At 52.9% G+C, this 22,643-nt stretch carries 26 protein-coding genes; 25 read left to right on the top strand and 1 reads right to left on the bottom strand.

Going from position 1 to position 22,643, the window contains the following annotated elements; genetic code table 11:
- Positions 1-25: 25 nt before the first annotated feature.
- The 6 genes from TK_RS07915 to TK_RS07940 all read left to right on the top strand — a co-directional run bounded on the left by TK_RS07915 (position 26) and on the right by TK_RS07940 (position 4,496).
- A complete protein-coding gene (locus TK_RS07915) occupies positions 26-448 on the top strand; it encodes a hypothetical protein (protein ID WP_011250537.1) in 423 nt (140 codons plus the stop codon).
- Positions 445-861 carry a hypothetical protein gene (locus TK_RS07920; RefSeq protein ID WP_011250538.1) on the top strand — a complete coding sequence of 139 codons (417 nt, stop codon included), beginning with the start codon at positions 445-447 and terminating at the stop codon, positions 859-861. Before TK_RS07915 ends, TK_RS07920 begins: the two co-directional genes overlap by 4 nt.
- Positions 858-1,514 carry an ABC transporter ATP-binding protein gene (locus TK_RS07925; protein ID WP_011250539.1) on the top strand — a complete coding sequence of 219 codons (657 nt, stop codon included), beginning with the start codon at positions 858-860 and terminating at the stop codon, positions 1,512-1,514. The genes TK_RS07920 and TK_RS07925 overlap by 4 nt, the downstream gene beginning before the upstream one ends.
- Entirely contained in the window at positions 1,471-3,093 is a 1,623-nt protein-coding gene (locus TK_RS07930) for a PEGA domain-containing protein (protein ID WP_011250540.1), read from the top strand. Before TK_RS07925 ends, TK_RS07930 begins: the two co-directional genes overlap by 44 nt.
- 85 nt (positions 3,094-3,178) lie before the next feature.
- Positions 3,179-3,925 (top strand): KaiC domain-containing protein, encoded by a 747-nt coding sequence (locus tag TK_RS07935; RefSeq protein ID WP_011250541.1) that lies wholly within the window; start codon positions 3,179-3,181, stop codon positions 3,923-3,925.
- A 25-nt stretch (positions 3,926-3,950) separates the two neighbouring features.
- Complete coding sequence (locus tag TK_RS07940; protein WP_048053855.1) at positions 3,951-4,496, top strand: hypothetical protein; 546 nt, start codon at positions 3,951-3,953, stop codon at positions 4,494-4,496.
- A gap of 5 nt (positions 4,497-4,501) precedes the next feature.
- Here TK_RS07940 and speD read toward each other — a convergent pair whose 3' ends face one another.
- Positions 4,502-4,924 (bottom strand): adenosylmethionine decarboxylase, encoded by a 423-nt coding sequence (gene speD, locus TK_RS07945; protein WP_048053856.1) that lies wholly within the window; start codon positions 4,922-4,924, stop codon positions 4,502-4,504.
- Positions 4,925-5,244: 320 nt separating this feature from the next.
- On the opposite strand from speD, the gene TK_RS07950 reads away from it, so the two are divergent.
- The 19 genes from TK_RS07950 to TK_RS08040 all read left to right on the top strand — a co-directional run bounded on the left by TK_RS07950 (position 5,245) and on the right by TK_RS08040 (position 22,643).
- Complete coding sequence (locus tag TK_RS07950) at positions 5,245-6,150, top strand: protein translocase subunit SecF (protein ID WP_011250544.1); 906 nt, start codon at positions 5,245-5,247, stop codon at positions 6,148-6,150.
- Positions 6,147-7,667 (top strand): preprotein translocase subunit SecD, encoded by a 1,521-nt coding sequence (locus TK_RS07955; RefSeq protein WP_011250545.1) that lies wholly within the window; start codon positions 6,147-6,149, stop codon positions 7,665-7,667. Before TK_RS07950 ends, TK_RS07955 begins: the two co-directional genes overlap by 4 nt.
- Positions 7,667-8,356: a potassium channel family protein gene (locus TK_RS07960; RefSeq protein ID WP_011250546.1), complete on the top strand. Its 690-nt coding sequence runs from the start codon at positions 7,667-7,669 to the stop codon at positions 8,354-8,356. Before TK_RS07955 ends, TK_RS07960 begins: the two co-directional genes overlap by 1 nt.
- 119 nt (positions 8,357-8,475) lie before the next feature.
- A complete protein-coding gene (locus TK_RS07965; protein WP_011250547.1) occupies positions 8,476-8,787 on the top strand; it encodes a V-type ATP synthase subunit H in 312 nt (103 codons plus the stop codon).
- Between the two features lies 1 nt (position 8,788).
- On the top strand, positions 8,789-10,780 hold the full coding sequence (locus TK_RS07970) for a V-type ATP synthase subunit I (protein WP_011250548.1): 1,992 nt from the start codon (positions 8,789-8,791) through the stop codon (positions 10,778-10,780).
- A gap of 17 nt (positions 10,781-10,797) precedes the next feature.
- The gene (locus tag TK_RS07975; RefSeq protein WP_011250549.1) at positions 10,798-11,283 is read left to right on the top strand and encodes a V-type ATP synthase subunit K; all 486 of its coding nucleotides are present in this window, start codon (positions 10,798-10,800) and stop codon (positions 11,281-11,283) included.
- A 39-nt stretch (positions 11,284-11,322) separates the two neighbouring features.
- A complete protein-coding gene (locus TK_RS07980) occupies positions 11,323-11,934 on the top strand; it encodes a V-type ATP synthase subunit E (RefSeq protein WP_011250550.1) in 612 nt (203 codons plus the stop codon).
- A gap of 2 nt (positions 11,935-11,936) precedes the next feature.
- Positions 11,937-13,034, top strand: a complete 1,098-nt coding sequence (locus tag TK_RS07985) for a V-type ATP synthase subunit C (RefSeq protein WP_011250551.1) — start codon at positions 11,937-11,939, stop codon at positions 13,032-13,034.
- Complete coding sequence (locus tag TK_RS07990) at positions 13,031-13,339, top strand: V-type ATP synthase subunit F (RefSeq protein ID WP_011250552.1); 309 nt, start codon at positions 13,031-13,033, stop codon at positions 13,337-13,339. The genes TK_RS07985 and TK_RS07990 overlap by 4 nt, the downstream gene beginning before the upstream one ends.
- A 6-nt stretch (positions 13,340-13,345) precedes the next feature.
- Positions 13,346-15,103 carry an ATP synthase subunit A gene (locus TK_RS07995; RefSeq protein WP_011250553.1) on the top strand — a complete coding sequence of 586 codons (1,758 nt, stop codon included), beginning with the start codon at positions 13,346-13,348 and terminating at the stop codon, positions 15,101-15,103.
- Positions 15,104-15,108: 5 nt separating this feature from the next.
- The gene (locus TK_RS08000) at positions 15,109-16,500 is read left to right on the top strand and encodes an ATP synthase subunit B (RefSeq protein WP_048053740.1); all 1,392 of its coding nucleotides are present in this window, start codon (positions 15,109-15,111) and stop codon (positions 16,498-16,500) included.
- A gap of 28 nt (positions 16,501-16,528) precedes the next feature.
- Positions 16,529-17,173, top strand: a complete 645-nt coding sequence (locus TK_RS08005) for a V-type ATP synthase subunit D (RefSeq protein WP_011250555.1) — start codon at positions 16,529-16,531, stop codon at positions 17,171-17,173.
- A 94-nt stretch (positions 17,174-17,267) separates the two neighbouring features.
- A complete protein-coding gene (locus TK_RS08010) occupies positions 17,268-18,035 on the top strand; it encodes an MBL fold metallo-hydrolase (RefSeq protein ID WP_011250556.1) in 768 nt (255 codons plus the stop codon).
- 9 nt (positions 18,036-18,044) lie between these two features.
- Positions 18,045-18,800: a methyl-accepting chemotaxis protein gene (locus TK_RS08015; RefSeq protein WP_011250557.1), complete on the top strand. Its 756-nt coding sequence runs from the start codon at positions 18,045-18,047 to the stop codon at positions 18,798-18,800.
- A complete protein-coding gene (locus tag TK_RS08020) occupies positions 18,793-20,013 on the top strand; it encodes an alanyl-tRNA editing protein (protein WP_011250558.1) in 1,221 nt (406 codons plus the stop codon). Before TK_RS08015 ends, TK_RS08020 begins: the two co-directional genes overlap by 8 nt.
- Positions 20,014-20,092: 79 nt before the next feature.
- Positions 20,093-20,806 (top strand): DUF257 domain-containing protein, encoded by a 714-nt coding sequence (locus TK_RS08025; RefSeq protein ID WP_011250559.1) that lies wholly within the window; start codon positions 20,093-20,095, stop codon positions 20,804-20,806.
- Complete coding sequence (locus TK_RS08030) at positions 20,781-21,488, top strand: DUF257 domain-containing protein (protein ID WP_011250560.1); 708 nt, start codon at positions 20,781-20,783, stop codon at positions 21,486-21,488. The genes TK_RS08025 and TK_RS08030 overlap by 26 nt, the downstream gene beginning before the upstream one ends.
- Entirely contained in the window at positions 21,482-21,787 is a 306-nt protein-coding gene (gene pbp11 / locus TK_RS08035) for a tRNA-binding protein Pbp11 (RefSeq protein ID WP_011250561.1), read from the top strand. Before TK_RS08030 ends, pbp11 begins: the two co-directional genes overlap by 7 nt.
- A gap of 10 nt (positions 21,788-21,797) precedes the next feature.
- Complete coding sequence (locus tag TK_RS08040) at positions 21,798-22,643, top strand: TatD family hydrolase (RefSeq protein WP_011250562.1); 846 nt, start codon at positions 21,798-21,800, stop codon at positions 22,641-22,643.

The raw sequence follows: 22,643 nt of genomic DNA on the forward strand, positions 1-22,643 counted from the left end.
CACAAAGATTCTGACCGTTTTCATAATGCTCTTTACGGCATCCTTCCTCCCGTTCATTCTGACGGTCACCTACATCTTCGGCGATACCGGTGACTTCATACTCACCGCCCTACTCTCGAAGGGCCTACTTCCCCTGTATCTGTTCTATTGGGCCCTAGCCGTTCTCTACGCGGTCGCGGTTTCTTCCCTGGTGGCGTTGGCCTCTCCCAACACCTTCGTCTCAATAATGGCAGGGCTTGCCCTTCTCCACGTCCCGTTCTCCCTGGGGATATCCTTTCTGCCCCCCACAGTCCTTAACTTGGCGATATTTCACGCTTACACTTCAGGTACTTCCACTTCAGGCTGGGTCTCCGAGTTGGCCTCGTCCGCTTTCATCTCCTGCGTTCTCCTTCCCCTTTTCCTCATCAGACTGACACTGTACGTCGCGGAAAGGAGGGACGTTAGATGAGGTTCCCCAGGCTCATCCTCTTCCTTATCACGGCCTTCACACTGGTGGCGCTCACGGTTCAGCACGTCGAGCTCTCGAAGCCGTATTCGGACTTTGCAGTTGGGGCATCGTGCACCGTCGTTCCCTCCGCGAGGGTTCTCGTCCTCAACGTGAACAGTGAGGGCCACTACTCGGTGACATTCTACGACCCCGTTGAGGATAGGGTCGTCAAATCCACCGTCCAAGATAGTGGGAGAACAGTTGTCGAGTTCAACCATTCCGGCCCCTACTGCGTCGTAGTCTCAGCTGAAGCACCCACTTCCGTGGCGATCTCCGGCCGGGAGAGTTACCCGTCTTCAAAAGCCCTCTCAATCGAGTACATCACAGGAGGTACCTCTGCCCTTCTCTTCACCCTTCTGGGGGTGAGGAGATGATCATTCGGGCAGAGCATCTAACGAAGCATTTTGGCCACGTAATCGCGCTCGACTCCTTGGACCTTGAAATTGAGGAGGGAGTTACCCTCATTATGGGACCCAACGGTGGGGGAAAGAGCACGTTCCTGAACCTCTGCGCAGGAACTTATCGACCGACGGCCGGGACCATAAGGGTGTTCGGCGGTGACCCCTGGGCCAATGAAAAGGTTAGGGTGAAGCTCGGCGTATCCTTTGACCCTCCCGCCCTGCCAAAGCACAGAACGGGCCGTGAGTGGCTTGAGTTCCTGGCTGGAATCCGGGGGAGCCCACTGTCGGATATCGTCGAGGCTTTCTCCCTAATGGGCTTTCTCAACAGGAGGATTTCAACTTACTCGGCAGGGATGGCAAAGCGCCTGAGCATAGCATCCGCCTTTGTGGGTACTCCTGAGCTGATTCTGCTGGATGAGCCCCTCGCCAACCTTGACTTTGACGCGATACCCGAAATAGCGAGCCTGTTGAGACGTTTTGCCTCCGAGGGTATCTCGATGGTTATAGTCTCCCACGTATGGAAGCCCTTCGTCGGGTTCGCCGACAGGGCGGTTGTTATGGCTGGGGGGAGGGTGAAGTTCCATGGGGAAATTGAGGAGGTTGTTTCTGCTCTCAATCTTGTTTAGCGTCCTGATGACGCCGGTGTCCTCAGTGCCGGTCCTCTTTCAGTTCCAGGGACAGATCAGCGTGGGGAACCTGAGCGCAACCGCCCCTGTCCTGCTCAACCTAAGTGTCGGGGAGTGGCAGGTTGAGGCGTCTATTGGAGACATCACCGTTATCTTCAACATGAGCGTTGGGAGTGTACCCCTGGTTGTGGAGATCAACGGCTCACTTTTGGACGATTCCCTAAAAGGGTTCTCAAGGGCAATCGTTTTCTCTGATGGGAAAAGAGTCCCAGCGCTTGAATCGGAGGAAATGCCCTCAGCGTCATCGCCGGACTGGACCACCGGTGAGGGTGCAAGCTTAATGATAGGACCATCAAAGCCAGTCCCTATGGGGACTGTCATTCTTTCACACTCTACAAGAGAATATCTCCTCCTTCCCGGCGGCCTTCCTGTGGCTGCCGAGTATGCGGGTGTTAAGAAATACTGTCTAATCGATATATCAGGAGATAAGAACAGCTGGAGTGCCTACGGCAGCTGCTCCCGCCAGCCGATTAGCAACGCTACTATCCCGGTTCCAGTAGGCATAACTTCAAAACCTGCCAACGCCACCGTTTACGTCAACGGCTTTCATCTTTTCGGTGAGTGGTTTACCCCGATGAGGCTCTACCTCCCCTTTACCTCCCGGCTGAGCTCGTACAACGTCTCGCTCGGCACCAACGGCTACCCATTTGTCTCTGGCGTCGTGGTTTCCGCCGGGAGGAACCTCACTCTCCAGGTAGACCTTCTAGCGCTGTCTAGGTCGGTTTCGATTCATCCAAAGGAAGGAACACTAAGAGTCTCAACGACGCCCCCGAACGCAAGTATTGCAATTTTTGCTGGAAATCAGAAGGTATTCTCCGGAAGAAGCCCACTTAGGCTGTCCCTCCCTGCGGGTACCTATACCATCAGCGCCTATCTGGCAGGATACGGAGGCGTCGTGAAGAACGTGACGGTTCCGGCCAACGGAAGTGTCTCGTTGAACATGACTCTCAGCTCCCTGCCGGCTGAGCTCAACGTTGTCACGGTTCCTCCGGGGGCGAAGGTGAAGGTCGGGAACAGAACGTGTACCTCCCCCTGCTCCCTAAACCTGACTGCCGGTGTTTACAACGTTTCGGCCTTCCTTAGGGGCTACCTTCCGAACTCCACCCTGATCCACCTGTCCCCTGGCACTTTCAGAAACGTCTCGCTGAACCTGGTTAAGATGCCGGTCCTCGTAGTTGCGACCTCTCCAGCTGGAGCCACCGTTGAAGTTGGCGGAGGGGAATGCATTACGCCCTGCAACCTCTCCATAATGCCGGGCAACCACAGCCTCAAGGTCGAGAAAGGGGGCTACGAGGAAGCATTCATGATAATCACTCTCAGGGCAGGAGAGGTGACCCACATCAACATCACACTCAGAAAAACTTCTGATAAAATTTTCACTCGAACTCCCATAAAAACTAGCCCAACATCCAACAAAAACCCCGACCAAGGATACAAGGAGATAAACAATAAATGGCTCCTTCCGGCCGCGCTGGTACTGCTCCTCATTATCGCCCTTGTCCTCAGGAGGAAGCGCTGACTTTTCTTACCCAACGTAATCTTTTTAAGCCCTTCCACACAGGAACATAATGGTAACTAAAAGTAAATTTAAGGGGGTGGTCACGATGATCAAGAGGGTAAAGACCGGCATCCCGGGCATGGACGAGATACTCCATGGGGGAATACCCGAGAGGAACGTCGTTCTTCTCAGCGGCGGGCCCGGAACCGGAAAGTCAATCTTCTCACAGCAGTTCCTCTGGAACGGCCTCCAGATGGGTGAGCCAGGAATCTACGTGGCTCTGGAAGAGCACCCGGTTCAGGTGAGACAAAACATGGCTCAGTTCGGCTGGGATGTCAGGAAGTACGAGGAAGAAGGATTATTCGCGATGGTAGATGCCTTCACCGCTGGAATCGGCAAGAGCAAGGAGTACGAGAAGTACATCGTCCACGATTTGACGGACATCAGGGAGTTCATAGACGTCCTCAGGACGGCCGTCAAGGACATTGGAGCCAAGAGGCTGGTCGTTGATTCAGTTACGACGCTCTACATCAACAAACCAGCTATGGCGAGAAGCATTGTGATGCAGCTCAAGCGCGTTCTGGCCGGCCTCGGGGTCACGAGCATCTTCGTCAGCCAGATAAGCGTTGGTGAGCGCGGTTTCGGTGGTCCCGGTGTCGAGCATGGCGTTGATGGCATAATTCGCCTCGACCTCGACGAGATTGACGGCGAGCTGAAGCGCTCTCTGATAGTCTGGAAGATGCGCGGAACGAGCCACAGTATGAGAAGGCACCCGTTTGATATCACCGACAAGGGAATAATCGTCTATCCCGACAAGGTCCTCAAGAGGAAGGCCGTCATCGAGCTTGAGTGAAAACCGAAGGGAGGTGATGGAAATGGTGGAGGTTCCACTGAACCCGATTGGAAGGGAGGAAATCCACAGGCTTGAGAGCATACTCCTGTTTGCGACGCTCTTCAGGCCCGAGGTCATAGAGCTCATCAAGGACCCGGCGGAGAGGCTTACCTGGGTTGACAGCCTGGCAGTGGCTGCCGGTGCAATAGCCAGGGAGAAGGCTGGCATGACCGTCAGCGAGATAGCCGAAGAGCTCGGCAGGACGGAGCAGACAATAAGGAAGCACCTCAAGGGCGAGACAAAAGCAGGACAGCTCGTCAGGGAGACCTACGAGCTCATCAAGCAGGGCAAGCTCGACGAGCTCGTAAAGAACGTTGAGGTTCTAGCCAAGGGCGGCCAGCTCGTTGCGATGGAGGAGTACGAGAAGCTCAAGAAGGAGAAGGAGGAGCTCGAAGCAAAAGTCAGGGAGCTTGAGGAGAGGGTCAAGACCCTCGAGGAGGAGAACCACCAGCTCAAGGCAAAGCTTGAAAACGTTAGAAAAGTCCTAAACGACGCCCTGGAGAGAGTGAAGGAAATAGAAAAGCTGCTCTGAACTTCTTAGCCGCTTCCGTTTCCGTTCTTTCTTAATGCTTCTTCCCAGGTCATTATCATGTGGGTGAAGGTCTCGTCGTCCTCTTCGATGCCACGCTTTATCTCTGAGACGTGAGCGTACTTGGCCTTAAACTGCTCGAGGATGTAGTCAACGGCCTTCTCGGGGTTGGCCTTGGTGCCGCAGGTGTAGACGTCGAGTGCGGCGTAACCCTTCTCCGGCCAGGTGTGGACTGAGATGTGGCTCTCAGCGACTATGACGACGCCGCTGACCCCTGTCGGGGAGAACTTGAAGAAGTAGCTTGCCTTGACCTCCATGTTGCCCACTTTGGCCGCTTCGAGGAATATCTGCCTTATCCTGTCAGCGTTACCGAGAACCTCAGGATCGCAACCGGCAGCCTCAACAACGTAGTGAAAACCTATCGTCTCTATCTCGGTCATGGCTCTCACCTGAACCTTTGGTTGTTGACACCCTTTTTAAAGTTAATCCCAAAATAGAAGGGCAAGTAACGGGCCGATTCTGGACTGAGCGGACATTTACCGTTTTCTATCGATTTAAACCGACTTTTTCTGGGTGTTTTTGATTATAACTGCAATTTTTATCCCAATTGGGCATAAAGTCTACCACAACGGCCCGAACCCAAAAAACAAACACCGAAGAGTGAATCCATGAAATCCACCACTAATTTTAAAACCGTCGGGGTTTTTATTAACCAACAAGTTACCGAATCAAAACTTTCAGGGGTGAACGTATGGCCAAGGGTAAAACTCAAAAGCCCGGACAAACCGCCGAAGTTCGGGCAAAAAGCAGGGAAAAGCTGAGGTTTCTTGCTGAAATGGAGCCCAAGAAAATGATAACCTACCCGCTTGTTGTTTTCATAGTGGCACTCCTCCTGCTGGCAGTGCACTTCCCGCCCCTCGGAATAGACCTCAAGGGCGGTGTTGTGGTAACTGGAGAGGGAATCAGCGCAAACCCTGACCAGCTGGAGAAGGAACTGAGCGGCTGGCTTGGCATCGAAGCCCACGTTGAGAGCTTCACCAGCGTTAGTGGATCAAAGGGAATAAGGGTCTATGCTCCCGCTGGAACCGATCCTCAAAAAATAATAGACATCCTCAAGGAAAAGTACCCCAACGCAGACTTCACCCACAGCGATGTTCAGCCGACCTTCGGAGAGATGGCAAAGAAACAGGGCACTAGGGCGATCATCTTCGCATTCATCGCAATGGCGATTGTTGTGTTCCTGTTCTTCAGGAACCCAGTGTCATCTCTGGCGATAATCTTCTCGGCGCTCTCCGACATGATCATAGCCGTTGCCGTTATGGGAATATTCGGAATTCAGCTCACAACCGCCACGATAGCTGCTCTCTTGATGCTCATAGGTTACACCGTGGACAGCAACATCCTCCTCACAACAAAACTGACTAAGAGAAAGGAGTACACCATCGAAGAGGCCTATCTAAGCGCTGTTTCAACCGGCTTCACGATGAGCACAACAACACTCGGTGCCCTCCTGATGCTGTGGATAATATCAACCTCACCCGTCCTGGACAACATAGCGGCTGTCCTGATATTCGGTCTGCTGGCCGATTTTATGAACACATGGATTTTCAACGCAGGTGTTCTGCGGTGGTACCTCTCGAGGGGGGTTGAACTATGAACAGAAAGCTCAAGAAAATCCTCCTGAACTGGAAGGTTCTCCTGCTCATTATATTCCTCATAGGCTCAATAGGTTCTCTCTACACAAGGGGACTCACCTTCGGAATAGACATCTCCGGCGGTGTCGCGCTTATCGCGCAGACGGAAGAGCCCGTTGACTCAAAGACAATGGAGCTCGTCGTGGATTCCCTCCAGAAGAGGCTCAACACCTTCGGTCTAAGGGACATCTCAGTTGAAGGTCAGGGCAACAGCATAGTCGTGGTTAAGGTTGCAAACGTGAGCTCAACAGAAGAGGCAAACCAGCTCAAACAGGTTATTGAGAGCCAGGGTGTCTTCTTCATGGAGTTCAACGGTGTTGTCTTTGGAACCGGAAAGGACATCACCTACGTCGGCCCCTATGAGATAAAATCCGACAACAGCTGGGCGGTTCCGTTCAGGATATCGAAGAGCGCCGCCGAGAAGTTTGCGGAGCTGGCCAAGGGAAAGGCGGGATGGCCAGTTGATATGTTCCTCGATCCACCGATTAATTCCCTCCTTGTTGTTCCTCAGGATGTCTTCATGACAATGAACGGAACGGCCTTTAACGCGGGCGCCCCCGATGCACCACCACTGGCCGCCAGGATAGAGAAGGCCCTTAACATAACGACCATAATGTACACCAACCAGAGCGCCACCGAACTCAAGGAAATGGCAAACGGCAGGGCAATCGTCCTCGCAGGAGTTCCCAGGGAGCTCTACGACGGGCTGAAGGATATGAACGTGAGCGTTAAGTACATCCCGAGTGAGCCAAGTGCTGACACTACATCCTTCGTCAAGGAAATACTCGGACTCTACGGCCCGTATTCGCTCGGTGAAGGACTTGCCAACGGTGTTCCTCAGACCGACGTTCAGATAACCGGACGCGCATCCAACAGGGTTGAAGCGGAAAGGGAAGCTAAAACTGTGTACACCGTGCTCAAGAGCGGTTCCCTCCCGGTCAAGCTCAAGGTCATCAGCATGGAGTTCATATCTCCAAAGCTCGGGCAGGACTTTAAGAAGCAGGCCCTTTATGCGGGCCTCGCCGCACTGGTGGCGGTCCTCCTCATCGTTTACTTCCACTACAGGAACTGGAAGATAGCAATACCCGTCGCGAGCACCAGCCTCTTTGAGGTCATAATCATCCTCGGAATAGCTGCCCTTATCAAGTGGAACCTCGATCTGCCGAGCATAGCCGGTATAATCGCGGCAATAGGTACGGGCGTTGACCAGCAGGTAGTCATAACCGACGAGCTCCTCGGCGGAGAGAGGAGCACAAGGATAACCAGACGTGCCGGAGCTCTCAAGAGAATCGGAAGGGCGTTCTTTATCATATTCGCCTCGGCGGCAACCACCATAGCGGCAATGAGCTTCCTCCTCGTGTACTTCGTCGGAACGCTCAAGGGCTTCGCGGTGACGACGATAATCGGCGTCCTCATCGGAATATTCGTGACGAGACCCGCCTATGCAGAGGTTGCCAAGTACCTCATCGGTGAGGAGTGATGTACGTCATAATAATGGGCGCTGGAAGAGTGGGATACCTCGTGGCAAAGATGCTTGAAGAGGACGGCCACGACGTAACGATAATAGAAATGGACCGGGACAGGGCGAAGGAGCTCTCCCTAATGATAAACGGCCTGGTAATCGAGGGAGATGCGACCGACACGAAGACGCTGGAGGAGGCCAACATAAAGCAGGCAGATGCCTTCGCGGCTTTAACGGGAAGGGACGACGCAAACCTCCTAGCCTGCATACTGGCGAAGAGCCTCAACCCGAACATCAAGACATCCCTGAGGGTCAGCAACCCCAAGAACAGGAGGATATTCGAAGAGGTCAAAGACCTGAAAAAGTACTTTGACTTCGTCATATCCCCCGAGGAGATAGCGGCGGAGTACATAAGCAGGAACATCGTTACTCCTGGCTTTGACAGAGTCCTGTTCCCGAAGGAGGGTGCCGAGATAGTTAGGTTCACCATAGACGAGAACAGCAAGGTTGCAGGAAAGCTCGTGAAAGACCTCAACCTTCCGAGGGATGCTCTGATAGTGGCCATCTACGACGGCAAGGGCAACCTGATAATACCATCTGGAGACACCAAACTGCCAGAGAAGGGCCAGATAATAATATTCGCAAAGAACTCTGCCCTCAAAGAGGTCAAAGAGCTGTTTGAGGATAGAAAAGAGGAATCCGAATAAATTCCAATTTTACCTCTTTTTTCTCAAACTTTCTAGACCGACCATAAACTATTTAAAGCGATTAGGCTAGCCAAAGCTGTCAGAGGAACCTGTTTTCACTGTCATCGGAGGGACGGCTCATGGAAGACGTCATCAAGCGGATTGTTGAAGCAGAAAAAGAGGCAGAGACCCGCATTGAAAAGGCAGAGCATGAGGCAAAGGAGATAATAAGGAAAGCAAAGGAAGAAGCTAAGAAAATTGAGGAAGAGACCATCAAAAAGGCCGAGGAGGAGTCACAGAACCTCATAGAGAAGGCCCGCCTTGAGGGTGAAACCGAAGCCAAGAAAATCCTCGAGGAGGGGGAGAAAGAGATTTCTGCACTCCGCGAGAGGGCGGAGTCAAACTTTGAGACAGCTATCCAGGAAGCCATAGAACTCGTCAGGGGGGCCTGATGTGTTCCGGCCCGAAGAGATGGTAAAACTCGAGGTAATTACACTTAACAGGTATAAGGACACCCTTCTAACGTACCTCCACGAGGCTGGAGCGGTCGAAGTAAGAGAGGTTAAAGTCGAGCTCGCCCAGAAAGACACTCCAAACGAGTACCACAGAAAAGCCGCGTCCTACAGCATAAGCATGTCCAGGCTCGTCGAGTTCCTTGGGACATACAGGAAGGCCGCTGGAGGGGGCATCAAAGAGTTCTTCTTCCCGAAGGAAAAGCCGAAGAGAACATATAGATACGAAAGACTTGAAAAGCTCATAAAAGACGTGGAAGAGTTCTTGGGGAAAGTAGAGCCAGAGATAAAGGCCATTGAAGGTAGAATGAACTCTTTGAGCACAGAAATCGAAAGAATAAAAGAGCAAATTGGCATTTTGGACATCCTCACACCCCTCAATATAGACGTAAGTTATCTAAGACATTGTGGTGTCGTGGAGGTAACCGTTGGTCTCGTAGACAGGACAAGAGTGAAGGAGTTAGCAGACGCCCTAAAGAAAGAAACCGAGAACCACGTTGCCATTATCACCAAAGAAGCCAGCGACAAAGCACTTGTAGTCATTGTCAACCTGGCTAGAGACCATGACAAGGTGAACACCCTCCTAGCCAAGTTCTCCGTTGAGAAACTCGAGATTCCAGAAGGCGAGGGCACTCCGAAGGAGCTCATGAAGGAGTACTCAAAGAAGCTCGCAGAAAAAGAGAAGGAACTTGAGGAGGCCAAGAAAGAAGCCTCAAAGCTCGCCGAAAAGTACTACGACGACGTCTTATTCTACAAGGAACTGGTGGACAACGAGCGCGACAAGTCAACGGTACTGCCAATGCTCGCGAGAACCAACATGACGTTCGCTCTTACAGGCTGGGTGCCGAGGCCGGACGTCCAGAAGATACTCGAGGGCATCAAGAGGATAACGGAAGGAAAGGCCTACATAAACGTCCGTGAACCAAGGAAAGAAGAACTCGAAGAAATGCCCGTAAAGCTCAAGAATCCGGGATGGGCCAGACCCTTCGAGATGCTCACCGAGATGTACGGTGTTCCTAGGCACGACGAGATAGACCCAACGCCGATAATAGCCTTTACATACTCGTTCTTCTTCGGATTCATGCTCACCGACTTCCTCTACGGTCTGATAGTCGGCATAGTGGCGGCTCTCCTAGTTAAGGGCCACAAGAAGTTCAACGACGGAACCTACAAGTTTGCATACATCCTACTCTGGAGCGCGTTCTTCACGATGCTTCTCGGAGCACTCTTCGGAAGCTACTTTGGAAACGCTGCAGACATAATGCTCCAATACATAACCGGTGATCAGAACGCCCACGCGTGGCGCCTCCTCGATCCGCTCAGAGAACCTATGCCTATGCTTCTAGCCGCGCTTGCCATAGGCTTGGCACACCTATTCCTTGGGTACACGCTAGGTTTCGTCATCAAGTGGAAGAATGGAGACAGAAAGGGCGCAGTGTTTGAGCAGCTTCCGTGGATGATCATCATCATAGGTGTTGCTCTCCTCGCTAGCCAGAGGGAAGGTCTCGATGCAGCAGCAAAGGCCATCCTCGGTACTGGCATAGCCCTGTTTGCGGTGGGCGAGCTGGTAATCAACGGTGGACTAGCAGCACTGATGATAATCTCAGACTTCTTCGGCTTCGTCGGCAACTGGCTCAGCTACGCAAGACTGATGGCGCTGGCGCTGGCAACGGGCGGAATAGCGATGGTCATAAACGTTCTCGTTGGAATGGTCTGGGCCATAAAGTTCCTCTACATAGGGCCGATAATAGGCCTGATAATATTCTTCGGCGGCCAGCTGTTTTCAACGGCCATAAACGCACTCGGAGCATTTGTTCATGCCCTACGTCTGCATTATGTTGAGTTCTTCGGAACGTTTTACTCAGGTGAGGGTAAAAGGTTCGAGCCCTTTAAATCCAAGAGGGAAGTCTCAAAGCTTGAACTTGAGGTCTAGTTAGGAGGTGCAAAGAGATGGATCCGATAGTTTACGTCGTGTTGGGCGCCGCACTCGCGGCGGGAATAGCGGGTATAGCCTCAGCTTTCGGTATAGGAATCGCTGGAGCTGCAGCGGCAGGAGCGGTTGCGGAGGACGAGAAGAACTTCAAGAACGCCCTCATCCTTGAGGGTCTGCCGATGACCCAGAGCATCTACGGTCTCATCACCCTGTTCCTCATTATGCTCAGCGCTGGGATCATCGGCGGCGGATTCAAGTTTGCCGAAGCGACCACAGAGAACCTTGTGAAGAGCGCCATACTATTCGGCGCCGGTCTTACCGTTGGCCTCACCGGTCTCTCAGCTATACCTCAGGGTATCATCGCCAGCGCAGGAATAGGCGCCGCTGCCAAGAACCCGAAGACCTTCACTCAGGGCGTCATATTCGCGGCTATGGCCGAGACCACGGCGATCTTCGGTCTCGTCGGTGCGCTTATCATGATCGCCACTGGAGTTGGCTTCTGAAGCCCTCTCCTTTTTATAATCTTTGAGGGGGACTGAATAATGGAAGGCGCAGAACTGATAATTCAGGAAATAAACAGGGAAGCGGAGCAGAAGATACAGTACATCCTCAGCGAGGCCCAGAAAGAGGCTGAGAAGATCAAGGAAGAGGCTAGGAAGAGGGCCGAGGACAGGGCCCAGTGGATACTCAGGAAGGCCAAGACCCAGGCTGAGATGGAGAAACAGAGAGCGATAGCCAGCGCCAGGCTGGAGGTAAGGAAGAAGAGGCTCGAAGTCCAAGAAGAGATGATAAGGGCAGTTCTCTCGGCCTTAAGGGAGAGGCTCGCTTCACTTCCCGCTGATGAGTACTTCCAGACCCTCGTCACGCTCACTACCGAAGCCCTTGAGGAGCTCAACATCGACTCCGCCGTCGTCCGCTCCAACGAGGAGACCCTCAAGCTCATCGTTGAAAAGCTCCCAGAGTTCAAGAAGAGCGTTTCAGAGAAGCTCGGGAAAGAGGTCGAGATAACGGTTGGAGAACCGATAAGCACAATCGGCGGCGTCCTGGTTGAGAGCTCCGACGGAAGCGTCAGGGTTGACAACACCTTTGAAGCCAGGATTGAGAGGCTCGAAGCGGATCTGAGGGCCAGGATCGCCAAGGCTCTCTTTGGGTGAGGATGATGAACGTAATCGAGGGAATCCTCAACACGACGCTCGGCGTTGTCTTCACCTGGGTCGGGTGGAAGACATACAAGATACTCTGGAAGTACACACCCTACTCCTACCCGAACGCAAGGGTTAGGGCAATGGAGGCAAAACTCCTGACGGAACAGCGCTTTAACGAGCTCGCCGAGAGCAGAACCCTTCAGAACTTCGTTGCCAGCCTTGAGGACACCGACTACAAGGAGACCCTCTCGAACGTCTCAAGCTATTCGGTGGAGGAGATAGAGAGGGCGCTCGATGCTTCCCTCGCGAAGACCTACGAGCTCATGTTCAAGATACTTCCCAAGCGTTCAAGGGACTTCTTCAGGCTCATGATGGAGGAGTGGGACGTCAGGAACATAGCCAACGTCGTGAAGGCGAAGCTGGCAAACGAGCCCGCCTCGGACTACATTATCGAACTCGGCCCGATGCTTCCGAAGGTCAAGGCAATGGCGGAAGCCAAGACCCTAGAGGAGATACTCGTAATCCTTGAGGGCACTCCCTACGAGGGCCCATATCAGGAGCTAATCGCTGGAAACATCGACGTCAGCACGTTTGAAACCGAACTCTACAGGATGTACTATAAGAAGCTTCTCAACTATGCCCGCTCAAGGAAGGACGATGAAAAAACTCTTCTCACGGAGTTCATTAAGCTCAAGATAGACAAACTCAACTTAATGACCACACTCAGGGGGAAACTGGCAGGGCTTTCAGCCAAGGAAATACGCTCAATGCTCATCCCCGGTGGTTCACTGGACGTTGAGCCCCTCTTGCACATAGATTCCATCGAAATGACGCTTGCCCAGCTGGACTCAACGGAGTACGGTGAGTTCATAAGGAAAGTCCGTGAGGAGGCCGAGAAGGACATCAGCGTCATCGAGAGGGCCTTTGACGAGCACCTGATCAAAAAGGTCACGGAGTTCGACAGGTTCCATCCGCTCAGCATAGCTGCTCCCCTCGCCTACGTGCTCAAGAAGGAGAGGGAAGTCAGGAAGCTCAGGGCCATGGTAAAGCTCATAGGTGATGGCCTCGAACCTGAAGTGATCAAGGAGTTTGTGGGTGAGGTCGCATGAAGATAGCCGTGCTCGGGGACAGCGACACCGTACTCGGTTTCCGCCTTGCAGGTGTCCACGAGGCTTATGCCTTCGAGGAAACTCCACTGGACATTGAAAGGCTCAAGAATAAACTCAACGAACTTATTGAGAGAGAGGATGTTGGGATAATCCTGATAACCGAGAGACTGGCAGAGAAGGTCGAAATTCCCGATGTTAAGCTCCCTATCATCCTTCAGGTGCCGGACAAGTCCGGCTCTAAACTGGGTGAAAAGGCCCTCAGGGAGATAGTAAGGAGGGCCATTGGTGTCGAGTTGAAGAGGTGAAGGAAAATGGGAAGGATAATACGCGTTACAGGACCACTCGTCGTTGCGGACGGCATGAAAGGGGCCAAGATGTACGAGGTCGTCCGCGTCGGAGAGATTGGACTCATAGGAGAAATCATCCGCCTTGAGGGTGACAAGGCCGTCATACAGGTCTACGAGGAGACCGCTGGTATAAGACCGGGTGAGCCCGTCGAGGGAACGGGTTCATCCCTGAGCGTTGAGCTCGGTCCCGGGCTTTTGACAGCAATGTACGACGGTATTCAGAGGCCGCTCGAGGTTCTCAGGCAGCTCAGTGGAGATTTCATAGCGAGGGGTCTCACCGCTCCCGCTCTCCCGAGGGACAAGAAGTGGCACTTCACTCCAAAGGTCAAGGTCGGCGACAAGGTCGTCGGTGGAGACGTCCTCGGTGTAGTTCCCGAGACCAGCATCATTGAGCACAAGATACTCGTCCCGCCATGGGTCGAAGGTGAGATAGTTGAGATCGCCGAGGAGGGCGACTACACCGTCGAGGAAGTCATAGCCAAGGTCAAGAAGCCCGACGGAACCATCGAGGAGCTCAAGATGTACCACCGCTGGCCCGTCCGTGTCAAGAGGCCCTACAAGCAGAAGCTCCCGCCGGAGGTTCCGCTCATCACCGGTCAGAGAACCATTGACACCTTCTTCAGCCAGGCCAAGGGTGGAACGGCCGCAATCCCTGGCCCGTTCGGTTCGGGTAAGACCGTCACCCAGCACCAGCTCGCGAAGTGGAGTGACGCTCAGGTCGTCGTCTACATCGGTTGCGGTGAGCGCGGTAACGAGATGACCGACGTTCTTGAGGAGTTCCCGAAGCTCAAGGACCCGAAGACCGGAAAGCCGCTCATGGAGAGAACCGTTCTCATAGCCAACACCTCAAACATGCCCGTCGCTGCCCGTGAGGCTTCAATCTACACAGGAATCACCATCGCCGAGTACTTCCGCGACCAGGGCTACGACGTCGCTCTGATGGCAGATTCGACTTCAAGATGGGCAGAGGCCCTCCGTGAGATTTCAGGCCGTCTCGAGGAGATGCCCGGTGAGGAGGGTTATCCAGCCTATCTAGCCTCCAAGATAGCCGAGTTCTATGAGAGAGCTGGTCGTGTCATCACCCTCGGAAGCGACGAGAGGGTAGGCAGTGTTTCGGTCATAGGTGCCGTTTCACCGCCCGGCGGTGACTTCAGCGAGCCGGTCGTCCAGAACACCCTCCGTGTCGTCAAGGTCTTCTGGGCCCTCGACGCTGACCTCGCGAGGAGAAGGCACTTCCCAGCTATCAACTGGCTTAGGAGCTACTCGCTCTACATCGACGCCATCCAGGACTGGTGGCACAAGAACGTCGACCCAGAGTGGAGGAAGATGCGCGATACGGCAATGGCGCTCCTCCAGAAGGAGGCGGAACTCCAGGAAATCGTCCGTATCGTCGGTCCGGATGCCCTGCCAGACAGGGAGAAGGCGATACTCATCGTCACCAGGATGCTCCGTGAGGACTACCTCCAGCAGGATGCATTCGACGAGGTCGACACCTACTGCCCGCCGAAGAAGCAGGTAACGATGATGCGCGTCATCCTCAACTTCTACGAGAAGACCATGCAGGCAGTTGACAGGGGGGTTCCTGTTGACGAGATAGCCAAGCTCCCGGTCAGGGAGAAGATAGGCCGTATGAAGTTCGAGCCAGATGTGGAGAAGGTTAGGGCGCTCATCGATGAGACGAACCAGCAGTTTGAAGAGCTCTTCAAGAAGTACGGGGCGTGATGATCATGCCGGGTATGGAGTACTCAACCGTTAGCAAGATTTACGGGCCGCTGATGATAGTCCAGGGCGTCAAAGGCGTTGCTTACGGTGAGGTCGTTGAGATAGAGACCGAGAGCGGCGAGAAGAGGAAGGGACAGGTCCTTGAGGCAAGGGAGGACATGGCCATCGTCCAGGTCTTCGAGGGAACCAGAGACCTCGACATCAAGACCACCAGAGTCCGCTTCACCGGCGAGACCCTCAAGGTTCCGGTTTCAATGGACATGCTCGGAAGGATATTCAACGGTATCGGTAAGCCGATCGACGGCGGCCCGGAGATCATCCCGGAGGACAGGCGCGATGTTCACGGTGCGCCGCTCAACCCGGTCGCTCGTGCCTACCCGAGGGACTTCATCCAGACCGGTATCTCGGCCATAGACGGTATGAACACGCTCGTCCGCGGCCAGAAGCTCCCGATATTCAGCGGTTCAGGTCTGCCGCACAACATGCTCGCGGCTCAGATAGCGAGGCAGGCAAAGGTCCTCGGTGAGGAGGAGCAGTTCGCGGTAGTTTTCGCGGCCATGGGTATCACCTACGAGGAGGCAAACTTCTTCAAGAAGAGCTTCGAGGAGACCGGCGCAATAGAGAGGGCGGTCCTGTTCCTTAACTTGGCAGACGACCCGGCCATCGAGCGTATCATCACCCCGCGTATGGCCCTCACAGTTGCAGAATACCTCGCCTTCGACTACGACATGCAGGTTCTCGTTATCCTTACGGATATGACCAACTACGCCGAAGCCCTTCGTGAGATTTCAGCTGCCAGAGAGGAGGTTCCCGGAAGGCGTGGCTATCCGGGTTACATGTACACTGACCTGGCAACTATCTACGAGCGTGCTGGTCGTGTGAGGGGCAAGAAGGGAAGCATAACCCAGATGCCCATCCTCACAATGCCTGACGACGACATCACCCACCCGATTCCAGATTTGACCGGTTACATCACCGAGGGGCAGATCGTTCTCAGCAGGGAGCTCCACAGAAAGGGTATCTACCCACCAATTGACGTTCTTCCGTCCCTCAGCCGTCTGATGAAGGACGGTATCGGTAAGGGAAGGACAAGGGAAGACCACCCGCAGCTCAGCCAGCAGCTCTACGCGGCCTACGCCGAAGGTAGGTCTCTCAGAGACCTCGTCGCAGTCGTCGGTGAGGAAGCTCTGAGCGAGACCGACAGGAAGTACCTCAAGTTCGCGGACAGGTTCGAGAGGGAGTTCGTCGCCCAGAGGTATGACGAAGACAGGAGCATCTTCGAAACCCTCGACCTTGGCTGGGAGCTTCTCGCTGAGCTCCCGGAAAGCGAGCTCAAGCGTGTCAGGAAGGAGTACATCCTCAAGTACCACCCGAAGTACAGGAAGAGGGGCGAGTGAGCCCCTTCAAAATTTTTAGGTGGTCGAGATGGCAGAGCTGCTCAACGTGAAGCCCACCAGGATGGAGCTCCTCAACCTCAAGAGGCGCATTACTTTAGCCAAGAAGGGCCACAAGCTCCTCAAGGACAAGCAGGACGCCCTCGTCATGGAGTTCTTCACGATCTACGACGAGGCGCTCCGCCTGAGGGAAGAGCTGAACGAGAAGATGATGGAGGCCTTTAAAGCCCTCCAGAGAGCGGAAATTGACGTCGGTACACTCCGCATGAAGGAGATAAGCCTCTCAGTCAAGCCAAACAGGGAGGTTGAGGTAAAGACCAGGAACGTGATGGGCGTTCCAGTCCCGCTCATCGAGGCCGAGTCCTTCAAGAGGAGCGCCGGAGAAAGGGGATACGCCTTCGTCTCAAGCTCGGCAAGGGTGGATCTGGCCGCAGAAAAGTTTGAAGAAGTTCTCGACCTTGCCGTCCGCCTTGCCGAGGTAGAAGAGACCCTCAAAAGGCTCGCCAAGGAGATCGAGGTCACTAAGAGGCGCGTCAACGCTCTCGAGTACATCATAATTCCGCGCATGGAGGCAACCGTCAAGTTCATCAAGCAGCGCTTGGATGAGATGGAGCGCGAGAACTTCTTCAGGCTGAAGAGGGTCAAGGCCCTCATTGAGGCCAGAAGTGGCTCTTAAGTGTTTTTCTTTTTTGTTCCGGTTTATGTAGGTTCTTATGTAGGCAAACTGCTTAAATATTTCCTTTGTTAAACTTTTCTGGAGAGTGGTGGCTATGGGAGAATACTTCATAGAACCTGGACTCGACCCTCGAAAAGACCACGTTCTCTACAGGGATGAGGAGCATACGGTCGTTTACCTAGGCACCCAGGAAGGTGGTGAGGACGTTGACGTCAACAGCTATCTGATAGTCAGCAGAGGGAGAGGTTTCCTCCTGGATCCAGGAGGGTACAAGATATTCTCAAAAGTTCTCGCAAACGCCTCCAAGTACGTCGATCCAAGGAACATAGAGTACATCTACATCTGCCACCAGGATCCCGACGTTGCCGGAAGCCTCCCCCTGTGGAGGGAGATAAGCAACGCCAAAATAGTTACCCACTGGCTCTGGACGAGGTTTCTGCCGCACTTCGGCTTTGAGGACTCCAAGAGTGTAACCCACGAGCTTCCCGATGAGGGCGAAACCCTGAACTTTGGCGCCACTACGCTTGAGTTCATACCTGCACATTTCCTCCACAGTCCGGGGCACTTCACGGTGTACGACCGCAGGAGCAAGTTTCTGTTTACTGGGGACATAGGAATAGCCCTCCTAGACGATCCCTACATAGTCGTTGAAAACATGGAAAGACACATACAAGCTATGAGGCCCATACACGAGAGGCTCATGGCGAGCAACAGGGCCATAAAGGCCTGGCTCAACAGGGTGAGACACCTCGATGTAGAGGCTATACTGCCACAGCACGGCGCTATAATTCCAAAGAGACACATTCCAAGATTCTACGACTTCCTTGAGAACCTCAAGTGCGGGGTCGATCTGCTCCGCTGAGGTGGTAGCATGGATATCAGGAACATAGAAAAGGCATCGAGCGCACTTGCACAATCGGTTAGAATAAAAACCTCGAGCAAAGAGTCCAGCAGGATAATCAGTGAGCTGGCGGAGGAAATCAGTGGGCAGTTCATGGATAACAACACGACCATAATAGAGAACATCGCCAAGCTTTCCGAGGTTATGGAGCAGCTTGAAACGTTTCAGCGGGACTTTCTTCCTTTCTTTCAGCGTTTTGAGACCTTCGCCAAGGAGTTTAACACCCTCGTGGAAAACCTGGAGTACGTTTCAAGGATAAGCGACTCAATAGCAACCGTTGCAAAGCAGACAAACCTCGTTGCCTTAAACGCCTCTATTGAAGCGGCAAGGGCGGGCGACGCTGGAAGGGGTTTCGCCGTTGTGGCTGAGGAGATAAGAAAGATGGCAGTCCAGACGATGGAGCTGGCCAAGGAGATAAAGGACTTCAACTCCAAGGTAATGAACCAGCTTGAAACTCTGAGGGATGCACTGGCGGTTATGGACAGAATAAAGGAGGGAACAGAAATCCTTGGCAAAGATATAAGCACAATAGTTGAGATAAGCTCCGTCCTCAGTGAGATCTCCAAGGAGCAGGAGGAAATCGTTAACGATATCAAAAGGCTCAACGGAATAGCGGTCGCCCTCAAAAAGTTCTCGGAAATGCAGGACAGATACAATAAAGAACTAGCGTCCCTGCTTAGGAATATGGTTAGCGAATACTCGAAGGAGAGTGGTGCAAATGACTGAAAAGCTGTTTTATAAGGATCCCTACCTTCGTGAAGCTAGGGCAAAGATTGAAAAAATTGAAGCCGTAGAAGACGGGAAGATAAGGGTTCTTCTCGACAGAACAATATTCTACCCAGAAGGGGGTGGCCAGCCCTCGGACAGGGGGATTATCGAGGGAGACGGTTTCAGGGTTCTAGTCGAGAAAGTCAGCGGAAAAGAAGAGATATGGCATGAAGGAAAGTTAGAAGGGAGGCTGCCAGAGGCTAGGGAAGAAGTTAGGCTCGTTCTCGACTGGGAGTGGAGATACGAGAACATGAAGAACCACACTGGCCAGCACGTTCTTTCGGCGATAATCAAAGGGCTCTACGGGGCAGAGACAACGGGCTTCCAGATTTTTGAGAACTACAACAAGATCGAGATTGACTATCCTGGAGAACTTACGTGGGAGATGATACAGGAGATAGAGAGAAAGACCAACGAAGTCATCTGGGGCGATCTTCCGGTGGAAGTGGAGGAGTACCAGTACCTCCCGGAGGACGTTGTGAAAATCCTCAGAAAGCATGTCAGCAAAGTCCACGACAGGATAAGGATCATCAAAATCGGAACCGTTGATGCAACACCATGCGGAGGAACCCACGTGAAGAGCACCCGCGAGATTGGCTTCCTCAAGATACTCAGGTTCTACAGGAAGAGCAGGAAGCTCTGGAGGATAGAGTTCGTCGCGGGGAACAGGGCTTTAAGGACGCTTAACGGTATCCTGTCGGATTACTGGAACGCACTAGACGAGATGCCAAACAAAAACCCGCCTCTAGTTGAAAGGATTCAGGAGCTTAAAGAGACAATGGACAAGCTGGAGGCAGAGAAAGATGAACTCAAGGAGGAGCTCTGGGAATGGAAGGGCAAGTACCTCCTAGAGAAGTCCGAGAAGATAGGGGACATCAGAGTGGTAACCCTGATTGAAGGCAAGCCTATGAAAGAAGTCCAGGGCTTTGCGGTGAAATTCGTTGAGAAGAACCCCAGAACGGTACTGCTCGTGGTAGGAGAGAACTATGTACTATTTGCCAGAAACGAGGATGTAAACGTTTCAATGAGGGAGCTCTTTGAGCGAGTGGCTTCGCAGCTGGGAGGAAAGGGCGGAGGAACCGACAACCTGGCCAGAGGGAAAGTTGATGCAGAGCCGAGAGTAATACTGCAGACCGCCAGGGACGTACTAAAAGAACTGCTGGAGGGTTAAGCGGGAGAAAGGATATAAACACCGAACACGAAAGTATGGACACCAATCACACGTTACTAACTCAAAAGTGGTGATCACATTGGATCAGGCAATCCCCAATGTTGAATTCGTGGACTTCTCACATCTAGTCGAGACAATACAGCCAGGTGAGACGGTACTGATAGAGCACAGGACATCATACGTCCCAGAATTCACGTTAAAACTGGTCGCAGATTACACCAAGGAGAATGGAGTACCTCTCGTAATAGACGACAATTTTGACACGCTGTACACTCTAATCCTCCACCTCAGGCTCATGGGCGTGGAAGTCGACCTTGACCATGCATACGTCATAAAAACTGGGGGAACTCACAATATCGGAGGAAAAGTCAAGCGGATAGAGTTCCATCCCGACCCGAGGGTGTTCCTTAGAAACTACACCAACGCAAGTTCTGAGATTTTGGTTGAGGGAAAAACACCTGCGATAAATCTGGTTCTTGGGTTAGAAAACATCCTTATGATCATGCGCGATTCCAGGGACTTCTACCGACTTCTGCTAAGCCTCCAGAGATACGTTGGGAACAAAAATAGAATTGCACTCTACCTGATAAACAGGAACATAGTCGAGAGCATGATGCCCGGCTTCTTCCTCCCAGAGCTTGAGAGGATAGCGACTACCGTCATCGAAACGAACTCCTACCCCACTGGTGCGATTCTGACGTTTAAAAAGAGTATTAATCCTGCCGTGATAGGCACCACTGTTGGAATAGACGTGGGAGGGATCGTTAGTGGAGAACGAAACCAGAACCCATGATTATTCAAGAATCCCATTTTTCCAAGGCAAGAACCTTAAACCAGGTAGTCTTGTTCTTATTGAAAACATCTCCTCCCCAGGTGCGAAACTGAGCTTCTATGCACTTCTAAAGGTATCCAAGGAAAAAGGGATTCCCCTGATCGTGGAAGACATATTCGACACCCTCCCGATTTACGTAAAACACATTGAGCTGATGGGTTTCCATGTCCCATCGGAAAGCATTAACGTCATTAAAGTGGCCGGGATAGATAGCGTTGGGAACGTCGTGGAAAAGCTATCTTTTGAGGCCGATCCAAACTTCTACATCCCGAAGAAGGAGAGAGCAGTTTCAAAGATTGTCGGAGATAATACTCCCCACATCCTCCTCATTCTCGGCCTGGAACGGTTGTTAATGTTCCAGCGCAATCTGCGTGACCTGTATCCAATAGTGAGGTACTTCAGGGAAAACCTAAACTCCCCGAACAGGGCCACGATAAGCATCATAGAAACGCCCGTCCTGAATAGCATTAAGCCAAACCCACTGCCAATGCTCGAATCAGTCGCCTCTTCAGTTATAGAGCTCTACATGGAAAATGAGGCACTGATAGTACGTCCCAAAAAGGCCCTCTCACTATTTACCGTCAATGCTGAGAGGTTCAAAGTCAGCCTGGGCGACATCGTTGAGGTGCTGAGGGAATGGTAAGGATACTCGGGAGGAAACGACATAAAGGGGAAATAATAGCGTCAAGGTACCCCGTTGGAAAGTTCAGGGTCGAGAAAGTCCTAAAAGTCGCGTTCAGAGAGGTTTTGGTGGGGGAAGTCCTCGAAGGGATTATATATCCCGGCTACAAGCTCAAGGGGTCGAGCGTTGGGGTCATCAGGGCTATTGAACGAGAGCACAGAAAAGTTGACTTTGCCGTTGCTGGAGACAAAGTTGCCATTATGATGGAAAGCCCAACAAAAGCCGAGGAAGGCCAGATTCTTGAGGTTTACCAGTCGTGAGGTGGTTAAGATGATAATCTGGGACGACCACTTCCACGTTGACCCGTACCACGGTCTCTTTCTGGAAGCGGTGAAGCAGTTCCACAGGGCAGGGGGAACACATCTCGTCGTTGTTTACAAAACAGCCCACGACTACGGATTTCCAGGACTTAGGGCTGAGGACTTCATGAAGGCGATGGACTTCCACGTTGAACTCGTCGAAAAGATAAACCGGGAGACGCCGGTTAAGGCCTACGCCGTCGTTGGAGTCCACCCGGCTGAGTTCGACTACCTGGCGAGGCAGAAGGGGCTTGAGTACGCCAAAAACGAAGTTATGAAAGCCCTGGAGTACGCCCAGAAGCTCTGCCTCGAGGGAAAAGCGATAGGCATAGGAGAGATAGGAAGACCCCACTACGAGGTTCCAGCGGAGATCTGGGAAGCGAGCATAGAACTGATGAAGTACGGGATGAGCCTAGCGAAGGAAGCTGACTGCGCCGTCCAGCTCCATACGGAGAGCTTCAACGAGGAGAAGTTCAGGGAGCTTGGGGAGTACGTGAAGGAAGTCGGGATAAAGCCCCACAAGGTCGTCAAGCACTTCTCCCCACCTCTTGTGAAAGTGGCAGAAGAAGTTGGGGTCTTCCCGAGCGTCATAGCGAGCAGAAAGAACATCGAAGAGGCAATAAAGCAGGGAAACCGCTTCATGATGGAGACCGACTACATAGACGACAAAAGAAGACCCGGAGCCGTTCTCGGGCCAAAGACCGTCCCCAAGAGGACGAAGGCCTTCCTCCAGCAGGGCATATTCACTGAGGAAGACGTCTACAAGATTCACGTCGAGAACCCGAAAAAGGTGTATGGAGTGGAAATAGAGGGGTGA

This window comes from Thermococcus kodakarensis KOD1 (genome assembly GCF_000009965.1).
In the GTDB taxonomy this organism is placed as follows: Archaea; Methanobacteriota_B; Thermococci; order Thermococcales; family Thermococcaceae; genus Thermococcus; species Thermococcus kodakarensis.

Excerpts from the sequence above, each read along its gene's own strand:
- TK_RS07915 (WP_011250537.1), top strand. The coding sequence starts at position 26 with ATGCTCTTTACGGCATCCTTCCTCCCGTTCATTCTGACGGTCACCTAC.
- TK_RS07920 (WP_011250538.1), top strand. The coding sequence starts at position 445 with ATGAGGTTCCCCAGGCTCATCCTCTTCCTTATCACGGCCTTCACACTG.
- TK_RS07925 (WP_011250539.1), top strand. The coding sequence starts at position 858 with ATGATCATTCGGGCAGAGCATCTAACGAAGCATTTTGGCCACGTAATC.
- TK_RS07930 (WP_011250540.1), top strand. The coding sequence starts at position 1,471 with ATGGGGAAATTGAGGAGGTTGTTTCTGCTCTCAATCTTGTTTAGCGTC.
- TK_RS07935 (WP_011250541.1), top strand. The coding sequence starts at position 3,179 with ATGATCAAGAGGGTAAAGACCGGCATCCCGGGCATGGACGAGATACTC.
- TK_RS07950 (WP_011250544.1), top strand. The coding sequence starts at position 5,245 with ATGGCCAAGGGTAAAACTCAAAAGCCCGGACAAACCGCCGAAGTTCGG.
- TK_RS07955 (WP_011250545.1), top strand. The coding sequence starts at position 6,147 with ATGAACAGAAAGCTCAAGAAAATCCTCCTGAACTGGAAGGTTCTCCTG.
- TK_RS07960 (WP_011250546.1), top strand. The coding sequence starts at position 7,667 with ATGTACGTCATAATAATGGGCGCTGGAAGAGTGGGATACCTCGTGGCA.
- TK_RS07965 (WP_011250547.1), top strand. The coding sequence starts at position 8,476 with ATGGAAGACGTCATCAAGCGGATTGTTGAAGCAGAAAAAGAGGCAGAG.
- TK_RS07975 (WP_011250549.1), top strand. The coding sequence starts at position 10,798 with ATGGATCCGATAGTTTACGTCGTGTTGGGCGCCGCACTCGCGGCGGGA.
- TK_RS07980 (WP_011250550.1), top strand. The coding sequence starts at position 11,323 with ATGGAAGGCGCAGAACTGATAATTCAGGAAATAAACAGGGAAGCGGAG.
- TK_RS07985 (WP_011250551.1), top strand. The coding sequence starts at position 11,937 with ATGATGAACGTAATCGAGGGAATCCTCAACACGACGCTCGGCGTTGTC.
- TK_RS07990 (WP_011250552.1), top strand. The coding sequence starts at position 13,031 with ATGAAGATAGCCGTGCTCGGGGACAGCGACACCGTACTCGGTTTCCGC.
- TK_RS07995 (WP_011250553.1), top strand. The coding sequence starts at position 13,346 with ATGGGAAGGATAATACGCGTTACAGGACCACTCGTCGTTGCGGACGGC.
- TK_RS08000 (WP_048053740.1), top strand. The coding sequence starts at position 15,109 with ATGCCGGGTATGGAGTACTCAACCGTTAGCAAGATTTACGGGCCGCTG.
- TK_RS08005 (WP_011250555.1), top strand. The coding sequence starts at position 16,529 with ATGGCAGAGCTGCTCAACGTGAAGCCCACCAGGATGGAGCTCCTCAAC.
- TK_RS08010 (WP_011250556.1), top strand. The coding sequence starts at position 17,268 with ATGGGAGAATACTTCATAGAACCTGGACTCGACCCTCGAAAAGACCAC.
- TK_RS08015 (WP_011250557.1), top strand. The coding sequence starts at position 18,045 with ATGGATATCAGGAACATAGAAAAGGCATCGAGCGCACTTGCACAATCG.
- TK_RS08020 (WP_011250558.1), top strand. The coding sequence starts at position 18,793 with ATGACTGAAAAGCTGTTTTATAAGGATCCCTACCTTCGTGAAGCTAGG.
- pbp11 (WP_011250561.1), top strand. The coding sequence starts at position 21,482 with ATGGTAAGGATACTCGGGAGGAAACGACATAAAGGGGAAATAATAGCG.
- TK_RS08040 (WP_011250562.1), top strand. The coding sequence starts at position 21,798 with ATGATAATCTGGGACGACCACTTCCACGTTGACCCGTACCACGGTCTC.